The organism is uncultured Victivallis sp., assembly GCF_944391105.1.
Lineage (GTDB): Bacteria > Verrucomicrobiota > Lentisphaeria > Victivallales > Victivallaceae > Victivallis.
The window spans coordinates 26,723-44,106 of the sequence record NZ_CALXSK010000008.1; the positions used below are offsets into that span (position 1 = coordinate 26,723).

Below are 17,384 nucleotides of genomic sequence, written 5' to 3' on the forward strand. Positions count from 1 at the left end.
GACAGAGGATTGTTCAAAATCGCACCAATTCGTACAAAATGTCTATTGCCAAAATCGATTTTTTGCGCCATAATATATCAGGCGATGAAAATAATGAGTTCCGGGCGGAAATGAGTTCCGGGCGGAAAAGTTCAGAAAGGAAACAAGATGCAAAACTTTTTTTACGGGAAGGTGTACCGGCGGGCCGGGAGGTTGAATTTTACCTTGATCGAGCTCCTCGTGGTGATTGCGATCATCGCGATTCTGGCGGGTATGCTGCTGCCGGCGCTGAACCAGGCGCGGGACAGGGCGCGCACCACGGCGTGCATGTCGAACCTGAAACAGCTCGGGCTTTCGCTCTCGCAGTATACGATCGCGAGCGACGATTATCTGCCCTCCGTCCAGTACGCGAATGAGAGTTGGGCACGGCTGCTGCGCAAAGGATTGGGAGATACCACTGCGCTCGGCGGACAGTTTGACGCCAGCGGCTGGTACGATGAGGCCTCTTACCGCGCGTATAAAGCTTATCGCTGCCCTTCGGTTCCTGAGGGAAAGAGCAAGAACTACCGCAATCCGCAGCTTGAGGTTTACGGTATGAACACCAACATCACCGGCTGGTGGCAGAATTATGCGGGTTGGAACAACTACAATCCGATGAATTTTTTCGTGAAACTTTCGCGCCTCGGGAAACACTCTTCGGCCGGAAATCTTGAATGGTATCCGAATTCCGGGCCGTCGGGATTGATTGTCCTTGCCGACAGCGCGACGGACAATCCGGCAGATGAGCTCTGCAGCGATCAGATCTTCTGGTTCGGCACAAGTCACCAGAAGATTCAGCTCCGCCATGTCGCACGTTCCAACATTCTTTGTGCGGACGGTCACGCGGCCACGGCAGGATTCAACGATCTGCGTTCTTATGCCGCAATATCCGGAGCATCGGTTTTCGATGCGAACAAAAATTCGTTCACGTTCTGACCGCTTTCTCTTCACGGCCCGTTCCTGGTGCCGGATTCGCACCGGGAACAGGTCTTTTCAATCCATTTTTCATGCTCAACGTACAATCAGGAGATTTTTTCATGAAATTCCGGTCATTGCTGGCGGGAATCGCCCTGCCTGCCCTTTTTGCCGCCGCTTCTGCCGCTGAACCCTTCATGTTGCGGGAGGGGAATGAGTGGCGCAAGATCCGCTTCGATGTGACGAAAATCAAGGAGGGGTCGATTCTGGACTTCAGCAAAGTCCTGAACCATCACCGCCCCGCCGGAAAATACGGATTTCTGAAAGCGGTCGGAGATCACTTTGAATTTGAAAAGCTCCCGGGCGTAAAACAGCGTTTCTTCGGAGTCAATCTCTGTGAAGTGAGCACAATTCCGTCGAAAGAGGACGCGCCGCTGCTGGCGGAGTCGATCGCCCGCGCCGGATACAATTCCGTGCGGCTGCACCACTATGACGATTATATCGTCAAAAAGGATGGTGGTACGACCACAGAGCTCGATCCGGAGAAGATCGACCGTATGGATTTTCTGGTCAAACAGCTCAGGGACCGCGGCATCTACGTGACGATCGATCTCTATTGCAGCCGGGTTGTGTCGGATCAGGAGATTCCGGAGATCTATCATCCGGTCTCCTCCTGGTGCTACAAGAACGCGGTCTACATCGTCGATTCCGCCCGGAAGAACTTCCTCGCGTTTGCGAAGAATTTGCTTACGCACAAAAATCCCTATACCGGATTGAGCTATGCCGAAGATCCGGCGTTCTGCTTCATCAGCGTCATCAATGAGAACCGTTTTGCCGAATGGGATCCGAAGAATGCCGGTGCGCTCGGCTGGAAGTGGGAGGCTCTCTACGTCGACTGGTGCCGGAAGAAAGGCATCTCGAAAGAGCGGCAGGCCGATGGCGGATTGCGGCTGCGCTTCATCCAGGATTTCCAGAAGCAGTATTTCGGCGAGATCCGCGCCGCGCTGCGTGACATGGGAGTCAAAGTACCGCTGACCGATCAGAATAACGGTGTGGAACCGATATTGTCGCTGACCCGTCGCAATTATGATTACACGGACATGCACTTTTACATGGGGCATCCTCATTTTCCGAACAACAACTGGCGGCTGCCGTCGACCTGTGAGCAGAAGAGTTTCGTGGAGCTGTTTCCCGGCGGAGCAACCGGCGAGATTTTCCCGCAGCGGATTTACGGCCGTCCCTATACGGTGACGGAACTGAAGTGGTGCAAACCGCTCAAGGCGCGCGGCGAGGGCGGCGCGATCATGGGCGGAATCGCGGGTCTGCAGGATTACGACGCGCTCTACACGTTCCAGTGGGCGTGGGGCGGAAAGGATTACATGAAAGAGGCCTTGGGCGGTTTCTTCTGTCTCTACGGAGATCCGATCACCTATCTCTCGGACCGGATGATCCATCTGCTCTTCATGCGCGGCGATGTGTCGCCCTCGGAACTGAAAACGACTCTGGTGATGCCGAATGACGCGGCGAAACTCGACCCGGAAGCGGATCAGCTGCCGGGTCTCGGCGGCGAGATCGGTCTCGTCACGCAGATCGGCAACTCGACTTCCGGCGCGGGAAGCGACTTCTCCTGGCGGTTCGGCTCGGACGCTTCCGAGGCGACAATGCTGAAAAAATTCAAAAATTCCGGGCTCGGGCGCGGTCTCCTTGACCGTGAGAATCGCCATTACGTCAGTTCGACCGGAGAGGTTGAACTTGACGGCCGGACCAACACTTACAAAGTCGTTTCCCCGCGCAGCGAGGCGATGGTTTTCGTCAACGGGGGGAAACTCGACGGCGGCGTGATGAGTGTCGAAAACCGGACGCCTTACACTACGTTCTTCGCCTCGGCGATGGACGGAAAAAATCTGCGGGAGTCGGGGCGGATTCTGTTTCTGCACCTCAACAATGCGGGACACCATAATATGACGTTCACCGATGAGACGATGACGCAGATGAACTCCTACGGCAATCTTCCCCATCTGGTGCACCACGCGACCGGCAGTGTCACACTGCGGCTCGGCGGCGACGGAACTCCGAAAGTCTATGCGCTCAATCTGAAAGGCGAACGGATCGGGGAGGTCAAATCGGAATTCGCCGACGGCGCATTGCGTTTCACGGCCGACACCGCCGGCATCAACGGCGAAGCGGTTCTCGCTTACGAAATCGCACGGTGAAAGGGCGAATCGTGATTGGGGAACGGCGGATGTTGCTGCGGTCGGCGGCGGCGCTGCTCTGCGCCTGGATCGCCGCGGCGCCGACGGGCGCGGCGGCGGAACTCGCGGTCGACCCGCTTCCCGCATCGGGAGTCTGCCGGGCGGGGGAGGAGGCGCAGTTCATCGTCCGCTATGAGGCGGGAACGGGTCCGCGGACGATCCGCTGTTCGATCATTGGAGGCGCGGCCCCGGCTGTCGTGAACCGCGAGGTTTCCGCCGCTTCGGGAAAGTTTGCACTGACGCATCGGCTGGAAGTCCCCGGCGGTATCGTCTGCGTGGCCGAGTCGGAGAAGTCGGGCAAAGCCGCCGGCGGTGTGCTGTTTTCTCCGGAGAAGATCCGCCCGGCCGATCCCGTACCGGATGATTTCGACCGGTTCTGGGCGGAGAATCTGGCCGCGCTCGATCAGGTCAATCCCGCGGCTGTCCGGAGAGAGCCCACGGCCCATCAGCCGCAGGGTGTCCGGGTGTGGGATGTGGAGATCCCCTGTGTCGGGAACGCCCCTGTGCGCGGTCATCTGGCGATTCCGGAGGGCGCCCGTCCGGGGTCGCTGCCGGTTGAGGTTTCGTTTCATGGCGCGGGCGTGGTGAGCGCGCGGATGCCGTGGGAGGCGAAGCGGCTGAACCGGATTCTCTTCGACGTGAATGCGCACGGGATTCCGAACGGCCGGGACGCGGAGTTCTACCGGGAGTACGGCAGGAAACAGCTTCACGGCTATCAGCACTGGTTTGTGAACGACCGGGATCGGATCTATTTCAAGAATATGGTCCTCCGGGCGTGCCAGGCACTTCGCTTTGTCCGGACGCTGCCGGAGTGGGATGGCAGGAATCTGATCGTTTCAGGCGGGAGTCAGGGCGGATTTCAGGCGCTGGCGGCGGCGGGGTTGGATCCCCGGGTGAGCTGCGTGGTCGCCTATGTCCCGGCGGTCTGCGATGTCAACGGATTCCGGAACGGGCGTGCGCCCTCGTGGCCGCGATTTCAGGAGGCGGGGGAGTACGATCCCGTGCGCGGCGGGCGTGCGGCGCGTTATGTCGACACTGCCAATTTCGCATCGCGCATCCGGAATGCGGCATGTTTCGTTTCCGCGGGCGGGAGGGACCTTACATCTCCTGCCGTGAGTGTCTATGCCGCATTCAATGTGATTCCCTCGGAGAACAAGACGATTGTTCTCCGCCCCGAGGGCGGGCACGAAATCCCCGGTGACCTCAAGGCCGAGGGGGAACGATTCATCCGGAGTCGCCTGAAACCGGTCGGTACCGGCGGGAAATGACCTCGGCGCCGGGAATCCTTTTTTTTGAACACAAATTGATCGACAGGAGGAGATCGACATGAAATTCTGGTTGTTTGCCGCGCTGTTCGCGGTTGCCGTTTCGCCGCTGGCGGCGGAGGAACTCAAGTCCGCCGGAGCGGACAAAAATGCGAAATCGACCGGAACCCCCGCCGGGGAGTCCCGGGTCTCGGAACCGATCCCGCTCGATCAGGTTGCGAACATGGGATTCGCCGACGACGCTCCGGACGACGGGAAAGGCGGCTGGAACGATCAGGGATCCGAAAACGATCTGCGGAGTTTTACGCCGGGAAAACTCACGCTGCGTGGAATCCGGTTCGATGTGCCCGATCCTGCGAAAAACGGCGGGAAAGGGTGTCTGGTGCTTTCCCTGGAGCGGACTCCGAAACAGAAGAACGCCGTCGTCCGGCTCGAACGGCCGCGCCGGATGAACTACCTGGCATTGCTGCACGCGACCGCATGGACGCCGCTGGCGGGGACGCCGATCGGTTCGGTCGTGTTCCGCTATGAGGACGGCAGCCGCTCCGAGGTGGTGATCCGCGCCGATGAGCACGTCGGCAACTGGTGGTCGCCCGATACGCTGCCGAACGGACGGGTCGCCTGGCGCGGTTTCAACAAATACTCGGATGTGGGGCTCTATCTCTCGGAGATTCCGGTCGAGGCGAAGCCGGTAACGGAGATCGAATTCATCTGCCACCCCCGCGAATTGACGCAGAAACCGCACCAGTGGATGATCGTCGGAATCAGCTCGACCGACCTCCCGATTCCCCGCGAGGAGAGAAAATCATACCGGATCGTCGAATCCGCAGATTGGAAACCGTTCCGCTACAACCCGGCGGAGATCGAAAAGGGCTCCCCGATGGATTTCTCATGGCTGCTCGACGCCCCCGCCGGAAAGCACGGCAGGATCGTCGTCCGCAACGGCCATTTTGAATTCGAGAACCAGCCGGGGAAACCGCTGCGCTTCTACGGCGTCAACCTGTCGGAGACCTCGAACTTCCCCGAGAAGAAGAACGCCGCGAAAGTCGCCGACGCGATCGCGCGCTCCGGCTACAACTGCGTGCGCATCCACCATCATGACAACCATCTCGCCGCGACGTCTCCCGAGGACCGTACTGAACTGAATCCGGAGATGATCGACCGGCTCGACTATCTGGTCAGGGAGTTGAAAGAGCGCGGGATCTATATCACGCTCGACCTCTTCGTGAGCCGCCAGCTTCCGATGAAATACATGATCGGCAAAGATGTCAAGGATTACGTTTACAGTCTGGGCGATTACAAGCGCGCCGTGTTCATCTCCGACGTCGGCATGGAGAATCTGCTGAAATTCTCCCGCAACTGGCTCAATCACGTCAATCCCTACACCGGCGTCGCGTGGAAAGAGGAGCCCGCACTCGCTTTCATCAGCCTCGTGAACGAGGATCCGCTCACCGGCTGGAACAACATGCCGCCGGAAATCCAGGCGCTTTACAATCAGAAACTCGAGGAGTTTCTCGCTGCGCGCAACGCCGCTTCCGCGACCGGGAAAGAGCGCGAGGCGCTCACGAAAGAGTTCATGGTCGCCACCCATCAGAAAGGTTTCCGGAAGATCGAATCGTTCCTGCGCGACCTCGGCCTGCGCTGTCCGATCACGGACCAGAACTGCGGCAACACTCCGCTGCTTCAGAACAGCCGGGTGCTTTACGACTATGTGGACAACCATTTCTACGCCTCGCATCCGTGGTCGCTGCGGGAGGCGTGGCGGCTGCCGAGCGTCGTGACCGGGCCGAGCAATCTCGGCATCCACGGCGGAGCGGATTTCACGCCGGGACTCGCGAACCGCGTCTACGGCAAACCCTACACCATCACGGAGTTCTCGTTCTGCAAACCGAACTCGTTCCGGGCGGAGAACGGGCCGTTCATCGGCGCCTACGCGGCACTGCAGGGATGGGACGGACTCTTCCGCTTCCAGTGGGCGTGGGCGGACAAGGTCTCGATCGTGGAGAGCACGGGCGGTTATTTCGATATCGCGAGCGATCCGATCGCGTTGTTGTCGGACAAGATCGCCATGCTGCTTTTTGTGCGAGGCGACGTTGCGACTTCGGACGTGACGCTGACCATGATTCAGAACGACGACTTCAATGTGACCACCGCCAACCTGCCGCCGGAGATCGCGCAGAAGATCGGGTTCGTCGCCCGGACCGGCATGGTGCTGGAATCGAAAGGGAAATGCAAACTTCCGGCGAAGAACAGTTTCGCCTACCGCTGTGAAGAAGCCGGGGACACGGCGGCCATGCTCGAGAAGATCCGGAAAAACGTCGATCTCGGCGCCGGGAAGATCGATCTCAAACGCAAATCCTACGTCAGCACGACCGGAGAGGTGGCGCTTGATACCGACCGCGCCGCGCTGACCGTCGTGACGCCGCGCAGCGAAACACTGGTCCGTTCTTTCCCCGGCGAGGCGCAGGGGAAAGTGCTCGAGGTACGGATCCCGGAAAAATCCGCGACGGTCTGCGCCTCCGGAATGGACGGGAAACCGCTGCGCGATTCCAGTCGGATTCTCTTCTTCCATCTGACCGACGCGACCGAGTCCGGGATTCAGTTCGCGAACGAGGGGTGCACGATTCTGGAGTGCTGGGGCAGACTTCCGCATCTCGCCCGCCGCGGCGTCGCCGAGGTGACTCTGCGTCTCGCTCCGGCGGGAAATGCTCCGCGGGTGTTCGCGCTGGATATGTTCGGGCGGCGGATCGAAGAGGTGAAATCCGCCTGGACTCCGGACGGCACACTCCGGTTCGAGGCGGCGGTGACCGGCGGCAAGTCGCCGCGTTTCCTCTACGAAATTCTCCGCTGACCGGTTTGTCCGGGGAGTGCCTGTTGCGAATTCCCCGGACGTGCATTTGGAAAATCCCTTTCCGCGTGCTATTGTATGATGGAATCAATCGTGTGCGGAGAGTGGGATGATGCAGGAACTCAATACCCGGCTGCTGACCCTGGGCGGAGCCGGAATGCGCGGCAAGATCGGCTCCGGCCTGACCCCCGGAGCGGCAAGCGATTTCGCCGCTGCGTTCGCTTCGTTCACCGGGGCGGGGAAAGTTCTGGTCGGCAGTGATCCCCGCACCTCTTCCGGAATGCTCAAATGCGCGGTGACGGCGGCGCTCGCCGGGGGAGGCTGCGAGGTGATCGACGGCGGCGTTCTGACCGCCGGGCTCATGCACTTTCTGATTCCCGCCGGCGGCTACGCGGGGGGAATTCTCATCACCGGCGGCCACCAGGCGGCCGGATGGAACGCGCTGATTCCGCTCGCGTCCGACGGGTCGTACTTCGATCCGTTGCGACAGCGGGAACTTTTCGATCTCTATCTCGGGAGGCGTTTCGCGCCGGTGCGGGCGTCGGAGGTCAAGGCGGTTCAACAGCCGGCTCCGGAGGAGTTGGAGGCGTACTGGACGTTTCTGGAGCGGAACATCGATGTCGAGGCGGTCCGGAAAGCGAATCTCACGCTGCTCGGAGATTTCTGCAACGGTTCCGGGGCGCGATTCGCGAAGCGGTTTGCATCGCTGCTCGGAGTGCGTCTCATCGGGTTGAACGATGTCCCCTGCGGGACGATTCCGCGCGATCCGGAGCCGAGACCGCGCACGGCTTCCCCGATCCGGTCGATCGTCGAACCGCTCGGTGCAGCGGTCGGACTGGTCTTCAACAGTGATCTTTCGCGGATGGGGATCGTGACCGATTCGGGCGAACCGTTGAGCGAGGAACTGACCTATCCTCTCGCGGCGGATTATCTGCTCGGGAAACTTCCGGCCGGAACGCCGATCGTGACGAATGTCTGCACGAGCCGTTCCGTCGACGATGTCGCAGCACGTCACGGGGCGACCCTCGAACGCGCCCGGGTCGGCCAGGCCGCGGTGATCGATCTCGCGCGCTCGACCGGGGCGGGACTGGCGGGAGAGGGGTCCGGAAGTTTCACGACAGCCCCGCTGCGCGGATTCGACGGATTTCTGATGGCGGGGCTGATTCTGGAATCGATCGCGGTGCGCGGGGTTCCGCTCAGTGAACAGCTTGCGTCGCTGCCGCGCTATGAGATGGTCAAGCAGGCGATCCCGGTCAGTTCTCCGAATGCGTATTCGATGTTGCGGCGCATGATCCGGGAGTTCGGGGAGGAGGCGTCCGTCTCGGAACTCGACGGGCTTCGTTTCGACTGGCCGGATGGTTTTTTAAGTCTGCGCCTCTCTTCGACGGAGGCGGCTCTGCGTCTGATTTCGGAGTCGAAGTCCCGGGAGACGGCGCTTGAGCGGGCGTGGCGTGCGCGCCTCGCCTGGGAACGGTTGTGACGGATTGTCCGCTCCGGAATGCGGACTTCACATATACGGGAATACGGTTGCCGGAAACGGAAAATCCGTTTCGGACCTGAAAGAAAGGAGTCAGCCATGGGAGTCAATGATTCAGCCCGGCTTTTGATGAGACGTCTGATCAAGTTCGCTCTGGTCATCGCCGTTTTGTACGGTGCGGTATGGAGTTATTTCAACTGGGATTACATTCTGGAAAAGTTCGGTGCGAAATATGAGGTTTCGCGTTACGGCATCATCTGGAATACGAATCTCTCCGCGGCCAAACGAACTGCCGCAAAGTACAACCGTGATATCATGATCGTCTACATTCGTTCCGGCGCGAAGCACGATCCGAGCGAGTATCTGATCAACCGGATCTTTCCGAGCACGCAGTTCCGCAGGGCGGCAGACACCTACATCCCGCTGCTGATCGACGCCAGCGGCGGAGCGGACGAGTCGGCGCGGATCAAGCAGAACCGGGACGAGATCGTCAAGGCCTACGATCTCTGGAACCGTCCCGGGCAGCTTCTGCTGCTCGATTCCAGTGGAAAGGAGCTGTCGCGCGTGCAGTATCAGGATCAACCGGTTTCGGAGCTGATTTCAGAACTTTCCGGCGGGAATTTCAAACCGCTTCCGGCGATTCCGCGCCCCGGCGTGAAGGACCCGTTCGCCGAGAGCGAGAAGAAGGCGCGCGAATTGACCGGGCCGACCGTGAAAAAAAGTGAGGAGTCGCCGAAGGTGGAAGAGAAATGGGGCTTCACCACCGGATTGTGAGAGGAAACTGCGGATGATGAAGTGGATGAGAGAAATCGGCACCCTGGCGCTGCCGGGGATATTGCTGTTCGCAGCCGGATGCTCGTCGTTTGACCGGTTGCGGGATGCGGCCGAGCAGGGGGATGCCTCCGCTCAGTATGAACTGGCGATGCACTACCGGGCTGGCGATCCGGCTCTTTCGATGGTCTGGCTGCGGCGCGCGGCGGAACAGGAACATCCCGACGCCATGATCGAACTCGGCCGACGCTACCTGGAAGGGAACGGCGTCGACCGGGATCGGGACGCCGCCGTCAACTGGTGGCGCAAGGCCGCATTGGAAAAAAAGAATCTCAAGGCTGCGCAGCTGCTTGGAGAACTGCTGCTGCCGGATCCCCCGCCGGGCCGGGCCGAGCTGGCTGTCGCCGCTTACGGAGTGCTTCTGGCGGATCCCGCCTGCACTGAGCGCCGGGAGTTTGCCGAGCGGCTGCTGGCGGAAGGGGAAAAGCTGCGGCTGTCGTTGCTGCTGGCGGATCGGCGCGAGGAGCTTTCTGCGGTGGAAAAGCAGTTCACGAAAATCTTCCGGCAGTCGGAGGAGTGCTTCGATTTGTCGGATCCGGCGGTTCTGGAGCTGATGGACAAATTGAGCGATGAAAGTTATCAGCTTCCTCCGTTTGCCGGCACTCCGCCCCGTCCGCCCGAAGCGGACGGACTGCGTCCGGAGTACGCCGCGCTGCTTGCCGCCTGCGACCGGCTTGAAACGGACGATCTGCCGGAGCTGATGGCGGTGGCGCGGCAGTTGCCGGATTTTCAGGAGTTTCTCTCGACGGTTCCGGAACTGATTGTGCCGATGTTCTTCGGGCGGCCGGTATTGTATGGCGGCGTTCCTGCGGGTCGTTCCTTTTATGACTTTGCGCTGTTCGGGTCGCATATGACCGAGAGCCGCGAGTTCGATTCGTTTCAGCGGTCGTATCCGGTGCTGGTCTGCCGCACTTCGATCCAGGACGGGGAGGGGGAGTTTCTCTTCGGAATGCCGGGGCTCGAACCGGTTCCGGCAGATACGCCGGTCAAGTACGGCAGGAGCGAGCTTTTCGGTGTGCGGGTGCTGTTTCCGCCGTTCGGGGACTTCAAAGCGATCCGGGAAGCCGTCGAGAAAGAGTATGGGCGGCTCACTCCGGTCGAGCACACGTTTGAGCTGATTCGCGACAGCCGTCCGTACCTTGTGCGGATCACGGTTCAGGCCTACGAACGCAAGGGCGGAAAGCTCCATCTGCTTCTGACCGATAACGTAAAGCCGATCAAGGTCGAACTGCTCGATCTGATTCCTGGCACTCTTGCTTACGAACACTGGGAGAAGTATATTGCCATGAACAGTCTCGACGGCATTTTCACCTGGAAACACCAGAATGCCGAGCACTACCTTACGGCGGAAAACGCGTATGACCGGTTGAAGTTGAAAGAGTATGAGAAGAAAGCGTTTATCGAGCAGATCGAACAGGAATATTTCCCTGGACGGATGCTGGAGGTCGTGGATGTCCGGCGGGATGCCATTTTGACCGGCGCTGCCGCAAAAAGCGAAAGAAAGGGGCAGATGAAATGAGAAATGCCTGGATGATCGGTGCCGTTTCGGCTGTTGTTGCGCTGACCGGATGTATGAACTTCAGCGGAGAGACTGCTGTGGAGCCGGAGGTCGAGCGTCCACGGCCGAGTCCTGCTCAGCGGGAGACGGCCCGCATTGAACGGGCGCTTTCGGAAAGGACGCTGAATCCATTGGAAGTCAAGCGGAAATTCGCCGAGATGACTGCCTCCATGCGGAACGGAGCGCTCGATTTCAGCCGCGGCGAATTCTTCTCCGGGATGACCGACGAGGCGCTGCTGCGCCAGGCGATGCTGACGTGGGATCTCTCCGCGCTCTTTGAGAAGATGAGAGACGGCAGTCATGTGAAAATCGACCTCGGAAGATTGTGGTACAATCAGATTGTTCGGCAGGCTTTGACCACGCTCCTTGCGGCAAATTCCGCCAAAGCGACGGTTGTGGGGGACTGCGATCCCAATCATAATTCTCAGATCGTGTTTTCCGGTGTGCGGTACGATCCGGTGAAGGAGGATTATCTGCTCCGGGTGCGTCCGATGGAACAGGCTCTTTTGCACAGCTGGAGTTTGAACCGGTACAATTTGCCATATCTGCGGAGATATGCAGCGGCCAGCGCCTGGCTTGAGCTGTGTGATCTGGCGAATGGAGAGGTCGTCTGGTCCGGTGTGGTGGACAGTTCCCGGAATTTTGTCGGCGATTACGGACCGCTGCTCTGGCTCTACGAGGCGCTGGGGACACCGGACGAGGGCACGACGGCGTTCTCTCCGGCGTTGGCTGCGGTAACTGCTCCGGCCCGGGCCTGGGGGTATCCCTTCAGTCCTGCGAACGAAGTTTTAGTCGGGGAGGCGTTCCGGAAAATTCCGCTTTCTGATGCACTGTTCTCCGGGATTGCCGCTGGCGACAAGTCGATTGAAGTTCTGGTGATGGAGGATGACTCCTTCCTGAAATCGAAATACGCCGAAGCCATTCGCTCTCTGCTGCTGGAACGCGGCTTGAAAGTCTGTTTCTCCGCCAGGCAGGACAACGCCGCTCCGGCTCGATCCGCGGAATATTTGTTTATCTGCCGGGTGGATTATGCCGGAGTGACCGCGTTGCCGGATGCGCCGGGGAGCGGCACGTTCCGGCGGCGGGCGGCGGTTCTGCTCTGGGCGGAGCTTGTCGAGATGCCTTCGTGCAAGGTGGTCTGGTGCGGGCAGCTCTCCGGAAAATCGGAGGTCCTGACCGATCCGCTGATTTTTTATCCGTTGATTTTCAAGAACGCCAATTTCGACGCGCAGCCGAAGAGTTCGAAAAATGTCTCTTCGGCAATCGCCGGCGAGTGAAATGGTCTTATTCTGAAAAAATTTTTCCAGGTTGCACAATAAAATCGGAATCCTTCCGTTAAACATGTGAGTGCAAACTCCGGAATGTGTGTTCTCCTTCCTGTCTGCCCGGCGGAAGGAGGAGCATTCCGCTCTTGCACTTTTTTTTACAGCTCAATTGTTTAGTTTCTAAATTATCAATAGATTAAAATTAACTGCAGGGCCGAAAATGAAAGAAGCTGAAATCTGGTTTAAACTTTGTCAGGTGACGGATTTGATCCGCGAGCTCTTTGACCGGAGCCATGTGAACGATCGTCCGCCGCTTCGATCGACTCTGGTTGAGATGAAAATCATGGGTTGCGTGATTTCATCTCCCGAAGGGTGTTCGGTGAAGGAGCTGGCCGAGCGGTTGAAGATCACGCCCGGCGCGGTTTCCCAGAATGTGGAGAAACTCGTGCGGCGCGGGCCGCTGGTTCGTCTGCCGGATGAGAATGACCGCCGTTCTGTGCGGATCATGCTTTCCCCGGAAGGGTTAAAGCGGCATGAACGGCTCAATCGGGAGTTCGGGAAGCTGCTCGCCGGGATGCTCGAAGGAGTCCCGGAAGAGAAGATTGCGATATTTGATGAAGTGCTCACTCATTTGATCTCGACAAAAAGATGACAGGGAAAGGGGGATGTCATGAAGGAAGGATTCTGGAAAAAAATCGGGATGTTGGCCGGTTGCGTGGCGTTTTCCGCCTTTGCGGCGTCGGCTCCGGAGGGAAACCAGGCTGTGGTCGGAGTGGAAAAGGTGACGGAAGCCGAGGATTTCGAGACCCGGCATTACACGGGGCAGGTGGTGTCGCGTTCGGTCGTGAACATTGTCGCCCGGGTGTCGGGAGAGATCCTGGAAGTCGGGTTCAACGATGGTGGCGTCGTGCGCAAGGGGCAGATGCTCTACAAACTCGATCCGGTTCAGTACGAGGCCGCGGTGAAAGGGGCTGAAGCCGCCGTCGAGAAGAGCCGCGCCGAACTCGAATACGCGGAAAGCAATTACGAACGGTTGAAGCTGCTCTATGAGAAACAGGCGTCGAGTCTCGACACGATGGAGAGCGCCAAGTCTTCGCTCGGCGTGGCGAAAGCGGCGCTGCTTTCCGCCGAGGCGGAGCTGATTACGGCAAAAGACAATCTCAAGAATACCGTCATCACCGCCCCGCAGGACGGAATCGTCGGCGTGACGGCGTACACGACCGGCAACTACATCACGCCGAATTCCGGAACGCTGGTGACGATCATTGAGAATCAGCCGATCCGGGTGCGGTTTTCCGTGAGCGTCGCCGATCTCTTTGCGATGTTCGGCACGCATGAGGAGTTGATGGAGAACGGCATGGTTGCTCTCACGCTTGCGGACGGCAGTGAGTTTCCGGAAAAGGGGGAGATCGAACTCCTGAACAACGAGGCGAATGTCCGGACCGATACGATCCAGATCTACGCGAGCTTCCCGAACGCGGAGCGGAAACTTGTGACGGGAAGCACGCTTTCCGTCACGCTTTCGCGCCGGAACGGCAAACTGCTCGCCTCGATTTCCCCCTCGGCACTGATGCACGATGCGAAAGGCTCCTACGTCTACGTCCTCGACGCCGCGAACAAAGTCGAGCAGCGGTATGTGGAGCCCGGCAGCGCGACGCCGCAGCGCCAGTTGATCCAGTCGGGCCTTTCGGCGGGGGAGGTCGTCATCTGCAAGGGAACCCACAAAGCCGCTCCCGGGATGACGATCGAGCCGGAATTTCAGACGGCGGCGGCACAGGAGGAGTGACGTATGATTTCCGGAATCTTCATCGAACGGCCGCGTCTGGCGGTTGTGGTGAGTGTGGTGATGGTGCTCGCCGGGGTGATTTCGCTCTTCAAGCTGCCGGTGGCGGAGTATCCGGAGATCACGCCGCCGACGCTGTTCGTTTCGGCGAGCTACCCGGGCGCGAGTGCGGAAAGTCGTGACGCAGACCGTGGCCATGCCGATCGAGGATGAGATCAACGGCGTGGATGATCTGCTCTATTTCTCGTCGACCAGCGACAACTCCGGAAGTTACTCCTGCCAGGTGACGTTCCAGAGCGGAACGGATACGGATATCGCTCTGGTCAATCTGCAGAACGCGGTCAAACGCGCGGAGTCGAAACTTCCCTCCGATGTGACCAAGAACGGGATCAACGTCGAGAAGCGCGGCGGCGATATTCTCGCGATGTTCGCGTTTCTGACCGACGGCTCCGAGATGAGCCTCATGGAGTTGAACAACTACGTCGACTCGAACATCAAGGACGCGGTGAGCCGGATCGACGGCGTCTCGTCGGCGGAAGTGATGTCCTCGCAGGAGTACTCCATGCGCATCTGGCTCAATCCGCTGCGGATGTCCGGACTCGGAATCTCCACGTCCGACATCACCTCCGCGCTTGAGTCGCAGAACATCCAGGCCGCGGCCGGATCGATCGGGACGGAACACTCGAACGAATATGTGAACTACAAGCTCAATGTAAAAGGACGTCTGACGACCGCGGAGGAGTTCGGGAACATCATCGTCCGGCACGATACCGACGGCAGCATCGTCCGGCTCAAGGACATCGCGAAAGTCGAGATCGGCTCGAGCTCCTACGAGGGGACGAGTCTCTTCAACGGCCAGGAGTCGGTCGGGCTCGGCGTCTACCGTTCCCCTGATGCGAATGCGCTCTCCACGGTCAAACTCGTCAAGGCGGAACTCGACAAATGGGCGGAACTGCTTCCGGACGGCGTCACCTATTCGATCGCCTACGATCCGACCGAATTCATTGAGGTTTCCATGGCGGAGATCGTGACCACTTTGATCTCCGCGCTGCTGCTGGTGGTTCTGATCACCTGGCTGTTTCTGCAGGACTGGCGGGCGACGCTGGTGCCGTCGATCGCGATTCCGGTCGCGCTGCTCGGGACGTTTCCGTTCCTGCTTGCGCTTGACTACAGCATCAACGTGCTCACCATGTTCGGGCTGATTCTCGTGGTCGGTTCGCTCTGCGACGACGCGATTGTCGTGGTGGAGAATTGTCAGTCGCTGATGGAACGCGAGGGGCTCTCGCCGAAGGAGGCGGCATTCAAGTGCATGCGGCAGATTACCGGTGCGATCATCGCAACCACGCTCGTGACAGTGGCGTGTTACGCGCCGCTGGCGTTTTACGGCGGAATGGTCGGGAACATCTACATTCAGTTCGCGGTGTCGATGTGCATTGCGCTGTGTCTTTCGACGGTGGTCGCGATGACGCTGAGTCCGGCGCTCTGTGCGGTGCTGCTGCGCAGGCCGGACGGGCATGTGCCGGTGATTTTCCGTCCGTTCAACCGGGTGCTGGACGGCAGTCGGAAAGCCTATTCGTTCTTCGTTTCGTTTCTGGTTCGCCGGGCGCTGGTGACGCTGCTGCTGTTCGGCGGGGCGTGCTGTGCGGTCTGGCTGCTGTTCGGAAAGATCGACAGTTCGTTTCTCCCCTCCGAGGACAAGGGGGAGATCATGTGCAACATCGAGTTGCCGCAGGGAGCCTCGGTGGATCGGACCGATGCGGTGCTCAAGGAGTTTCTGGAACGGGTCTCCGGGATCCCCGGAATCCGTTCTTCGATGGTGATTTCGGGGCGCAGCATGATGTCCGGTTCGGGGGAGAACGTCGCGATGTGCATTCTGCGGCTCGATCCATGGGATCAGCGCAAAACGCCGGATCTGCAGCTCGATGCGATCATGACCCGGATTCAGGAGGAGACCCGCACGATCTCCGATGCGAGCATCATCGTTTTCACGCCGCCGGCCATCATGGGACTCGGCGCGACCGGTGGAGCGACATTTGAACTGTGCGGCATCGGCGACATCGATGCGGGAGAACTCTCCACGCAGGCGAAACAGTTCGCCATGAAGCTCTCGAACAGTCCGGAGACCCGTTACGCCATGACCTCTTACAACGCCGATACGCCCCAGCTTTTTCTGGATATCAACCGGGAAAAAGCCGAGACGCTCGGGGTGGCGACCGGCACGATCTTCTCGACGCTGCAGAGCAAGCTCGCCTCGCTCTACGTGAACGACTTCACGTTTCAGGGGCGCAACTACGAGGTGAAGATCCAGTCGACGGCGGACAACCGCGCCACGCTCGACAACGTCCGGGAGATTCAGGTCCCGAACGACTCGGGGGAGATGGTTCCGCTCAGTTCGATCGGAACGCTTCGCTACACCGTCGGCCCCAGCCAGATCACGCGCTTCAACAAGATGACCTGTGCGGAACTTAACGCTCAGGCCGCGCCGGGCGTCAGTTCGCAGAGGCTCTTTGAACTCGTGGAAGGAACGGAGCTCCCCGAAAACTACCATGTTGAGTGGACCGGGCTCAGCTATCAGGAGAAGCAAAATCAGGGGCAGATCGTCTATCTGATGGCGCTTGCGCTGCTCTTTGCCTACCTTTTCCTGGTCGGACAGTATGAGAGCTGGATGATTCCAGTTCCGGTGATGCTCGCGGTGGTGTTCGCGGTCCTCGGCGCGCTGCTCGGGCTTCTGATTACGGGAGAAACCATGAGCATCTATGCGCAGCTCGGCATGGTCATGCTGATCGGGCTCGCGGCCAAGAACGCGATTCTGATGGTGGAGTTCTCGAAACAGGAACGCGAGAGCGGCAAGAGCATTTATGAGGCCGCGCTGAACGGCGCGAACCTCCGTTATCGTGCGGTGCTGATGACGGCGTGGAGTTTTCTCTTCGGGGTGTTCCCGCTCGTGATCGCGACGGGAGCCGGTTCCGGCAGCCGGCGCGCGATCGGAATCACGACCTTTTCGGGGATGGTTGTGGCGACACTGATCGGAATCGTCTTCACTCCGGCGCTTTACGCGCTGTTCCAGCGGATTCGCGAATTTCTGAAGACGAAGATCCGGCCGGCCGCCCGAAATGCGGAAGTTCCTCCGGAAATTTGAACCAATTCCGCTTGCGGTGCGGGAGAATGTGGA

Annotated in this window: 12 protein-coding genes; all 12 read left to right on the forward strand. The window is 59.5% G+C overall.

Annotated elements, in window-relative coordinates; genetic code table 11:
- Positions 1-147: 147 nt before the first annotated feature.
- The 12 genes from Q0K10_RS04415 (at position 148) to Q0K10_RS04470 (ending at position 17,351) form a co-directional block, all read left to right on the forward strand.
- The gene (locus tag Q0K10_RS04415) at positions 148-954 is read left to right on the forward strand and encodes a type II secretion system protein (RefSeq protein ID WP_294503702.1); all 807 of its coding nucleotides are present in this window, start codon (positions 148-150) and stop codon (positions 952-954) included.
- Positions 955-1,055: 101 nt separating this feature from the next.
- Positions 1,056-3,146, forward strand: a complete 2,091-nt coding sequence (locus Q0K10_RS04420; RefSeq protein ID WP_294503704.1) for a cellulase family glycosylhydrolase — start codon at positions 1,056-1,058, stop codon at positions 3,144-3,146.
- Between the two features lie 29 nt (positions 3,147-3,175).
- Positions 3,176-4,453: an acetylxylan esterase gene (locus Q0K10_RS04425; RefSeq protein WP_294503706.1), complete on the forward strand. Its 1,278-nt coding sequence runs from the start codon at positions 3,176-3,178 to the stop codon at positions 4,451-4,453.
- 58 nt (positions 4,454-4,511) lie between these two features.
- Positions 4,512-7,301, forward strand: coding sequence for a cellulase family glycosylhydrolase (locus Q0K10_RS04430; RefSeq protein ID WP_294503710.1), 2,790 nt, complete (start codon positions 4,512-4,514; stop codon positions 7,299-7,301).
- A 106-nt stretch (positions 7,302-7,407) separates the two neighbouring features.
- Positions 7,408-8,778, forward strand: coding sequence for a hypothetical protein (locus tag Q0K10_RS04435; RefSeq protein WP_294503712.1), 1,371 nt, complete (start codon positions 7,408-7,410; stop codon positions 8,776-8,778).
- Between the two features lie 96 nt (positions 8,779-8,874).
- Positions 8,875-9,549, forward strand: coding sequence for a hypothetical protein (locus Q0K10_RS04440; RefSeq protein ID WP_294503715.1), 675 nt, complete (start codon positions 8,875-8,877; stop codon positions 9,547-9,549).
- Between the two features lie 13 nt (positions 9,550-9,562).
- Complete coding sequence (locus tag Q0K10_RS04445) at positions 9,563-11,125, forward strand: tetratricopeptide repeat protein (protein ID WP_294503718.1); 1,563 nt, start codon at positions 9,563-9,565, stop codon at positions 11,123-11,125.
- Positions 11,122-12,441, forward strand: coding sequence for a hypothetical protein (locus Q0K10_RS04450; RefSeq protein ID WP_294503721.1), 1,320 nt, complete (start codon positions 11,122-11,124; stop codon positions 12,439-12,441). The genes Q0K10_RS04445 and Q0K10_RS04450 overlap by 4 nt, the downstream gene beginning before the upstream one ends.
- A 208-nt stretch (positions 12,442-12,649) precedes the next feature.
- On the forward strand, positions 12,650-13,081 hold the full coding sequence (locus tag Q0K10_RS04455) for a MarR family transcriptional regulator (RefSeq protein ID WP_294503724.1): 432 nt from the start codon (positions 12,650-12,652) through the stop codon (positions 13,079-13,081).
- Between the two features lie 18 nt (positions 13,082-13,099).
- The gene (locus Q0K10_RS04460; RefSeq protein WP_294503727.1) at positions 13,100-14,215 is read left to right on the forward strand and encodes an efflux RND transporter periplasmic adaptor subunit; all 1,116 of its coding nucleotides are present in this window, start codon (positions 13,100-13,102) and stop codon (positions 14,213-14,215) included.
- Positions 14,216-14,218: 3 nt separating this feature from the next.
- A complete protein-coding gene (locus Q0K10_RS04465; protein ID WP_294503731.1) occupies positions 14,219-14,425 on the forward strand; it encodes an efflux RND transporter permease subunit in 207 nt (68 codons plus the stop codon).
- Positions 14,391-17,351 (forward strand): efflux RND transporter permease subunit, encoded by a 2,961-nt coding sequence (locus Q0K10_RS04470; RefSeq protein ID WP_294503734.1) that lies wholly within the window; start codon positions 14,391-14,393, stop codon positions 17,349-17,351. Before Q0K10_RS04465 ends, Q0K10_RS04470 begins: the two co-directional genes overlap by 35 nt.
- The last annotated feature ends 33 nt before the right edge of the window (positions 17,352-17,384 follow it).

Coding starts and splice junctions, on each gene's coding strand:
- Q0K10_RS04415 (WP_294503702.1), top strand. CDS start 148: ATGCAAAACTTTTTTTACGGGAAGGTGTACCGGCGGGCCGGGAGGTTG.
- Q0K10_RS04420 (WP_294503704.1), top strand. CDS start 1,056: ATGAAATTCCGGTCATTGCTGGCGGGAATCGCCCTGCCTGCCCTTTTT.
- Q0K10_RS04425 (WP_294503706.1), top strand. CDS start 3,176: ATGTTGCTGCGGTCGGCGGCGGCGCTGCTCTGCGCCTGGATCGCCGCG.
- Q0K10_RS04430 (WP_294503710.1), top strand. CDS start 4,512: ATGAAATTCTGGTTGTTTGCCGCGCTGTTCGCGGTTGCCGTTTCGCCG.
- Q0K10_RS04435 (WP_294503712.1), top strand. CDS start 7,408: ATGATGCAGGAACTCAATACCCGGCTGCTGACCCTGGGCGGAGCCGGA.
- Q0K10_RS04440 (WP_294503715.1), top strand. CDS start 8,875: ATGGGAGTCAATGATTCAGCCCGGCTTTTGATGAGACGTCTGATCAAG.
- Q0K10_RS04445 (WP_294503718.1), top strand. CDS start 9,563: ATGATGAAGTGGATGAGAGAAATCGGCACCCTGGCGCTGCCGGGGATA.
- Q0K10_RS04450 (WP_294503721.1), top strand. CDS start 11,122: ATGAGAAATGCCTGGATGATCGGTGCCGTTTCGGCTGTTGTTGCGCTG.
- Q0K10_RS04455 (WP_294503724.1), top strand. CDS start 12,650: ATGAAAGAAGCTGAAATCTGGTTTAAACTTTGTCAGGTGACGGATTTG.
- Q0K10_RS04460 (WP_294503727.1), top strand. CDS start 13,100: ATGAAGGAAGGATTCTGGAAAAAAATCGGGATGTTGGCCGGTTGCGTG.
- Q0K10_RS04465 (WP_294503731.1), top strand. CDS start 14,219: ATGATTTCCGGAATCTTCATCGAACGGCCGCGTCTGGCGGTTGTGGTG.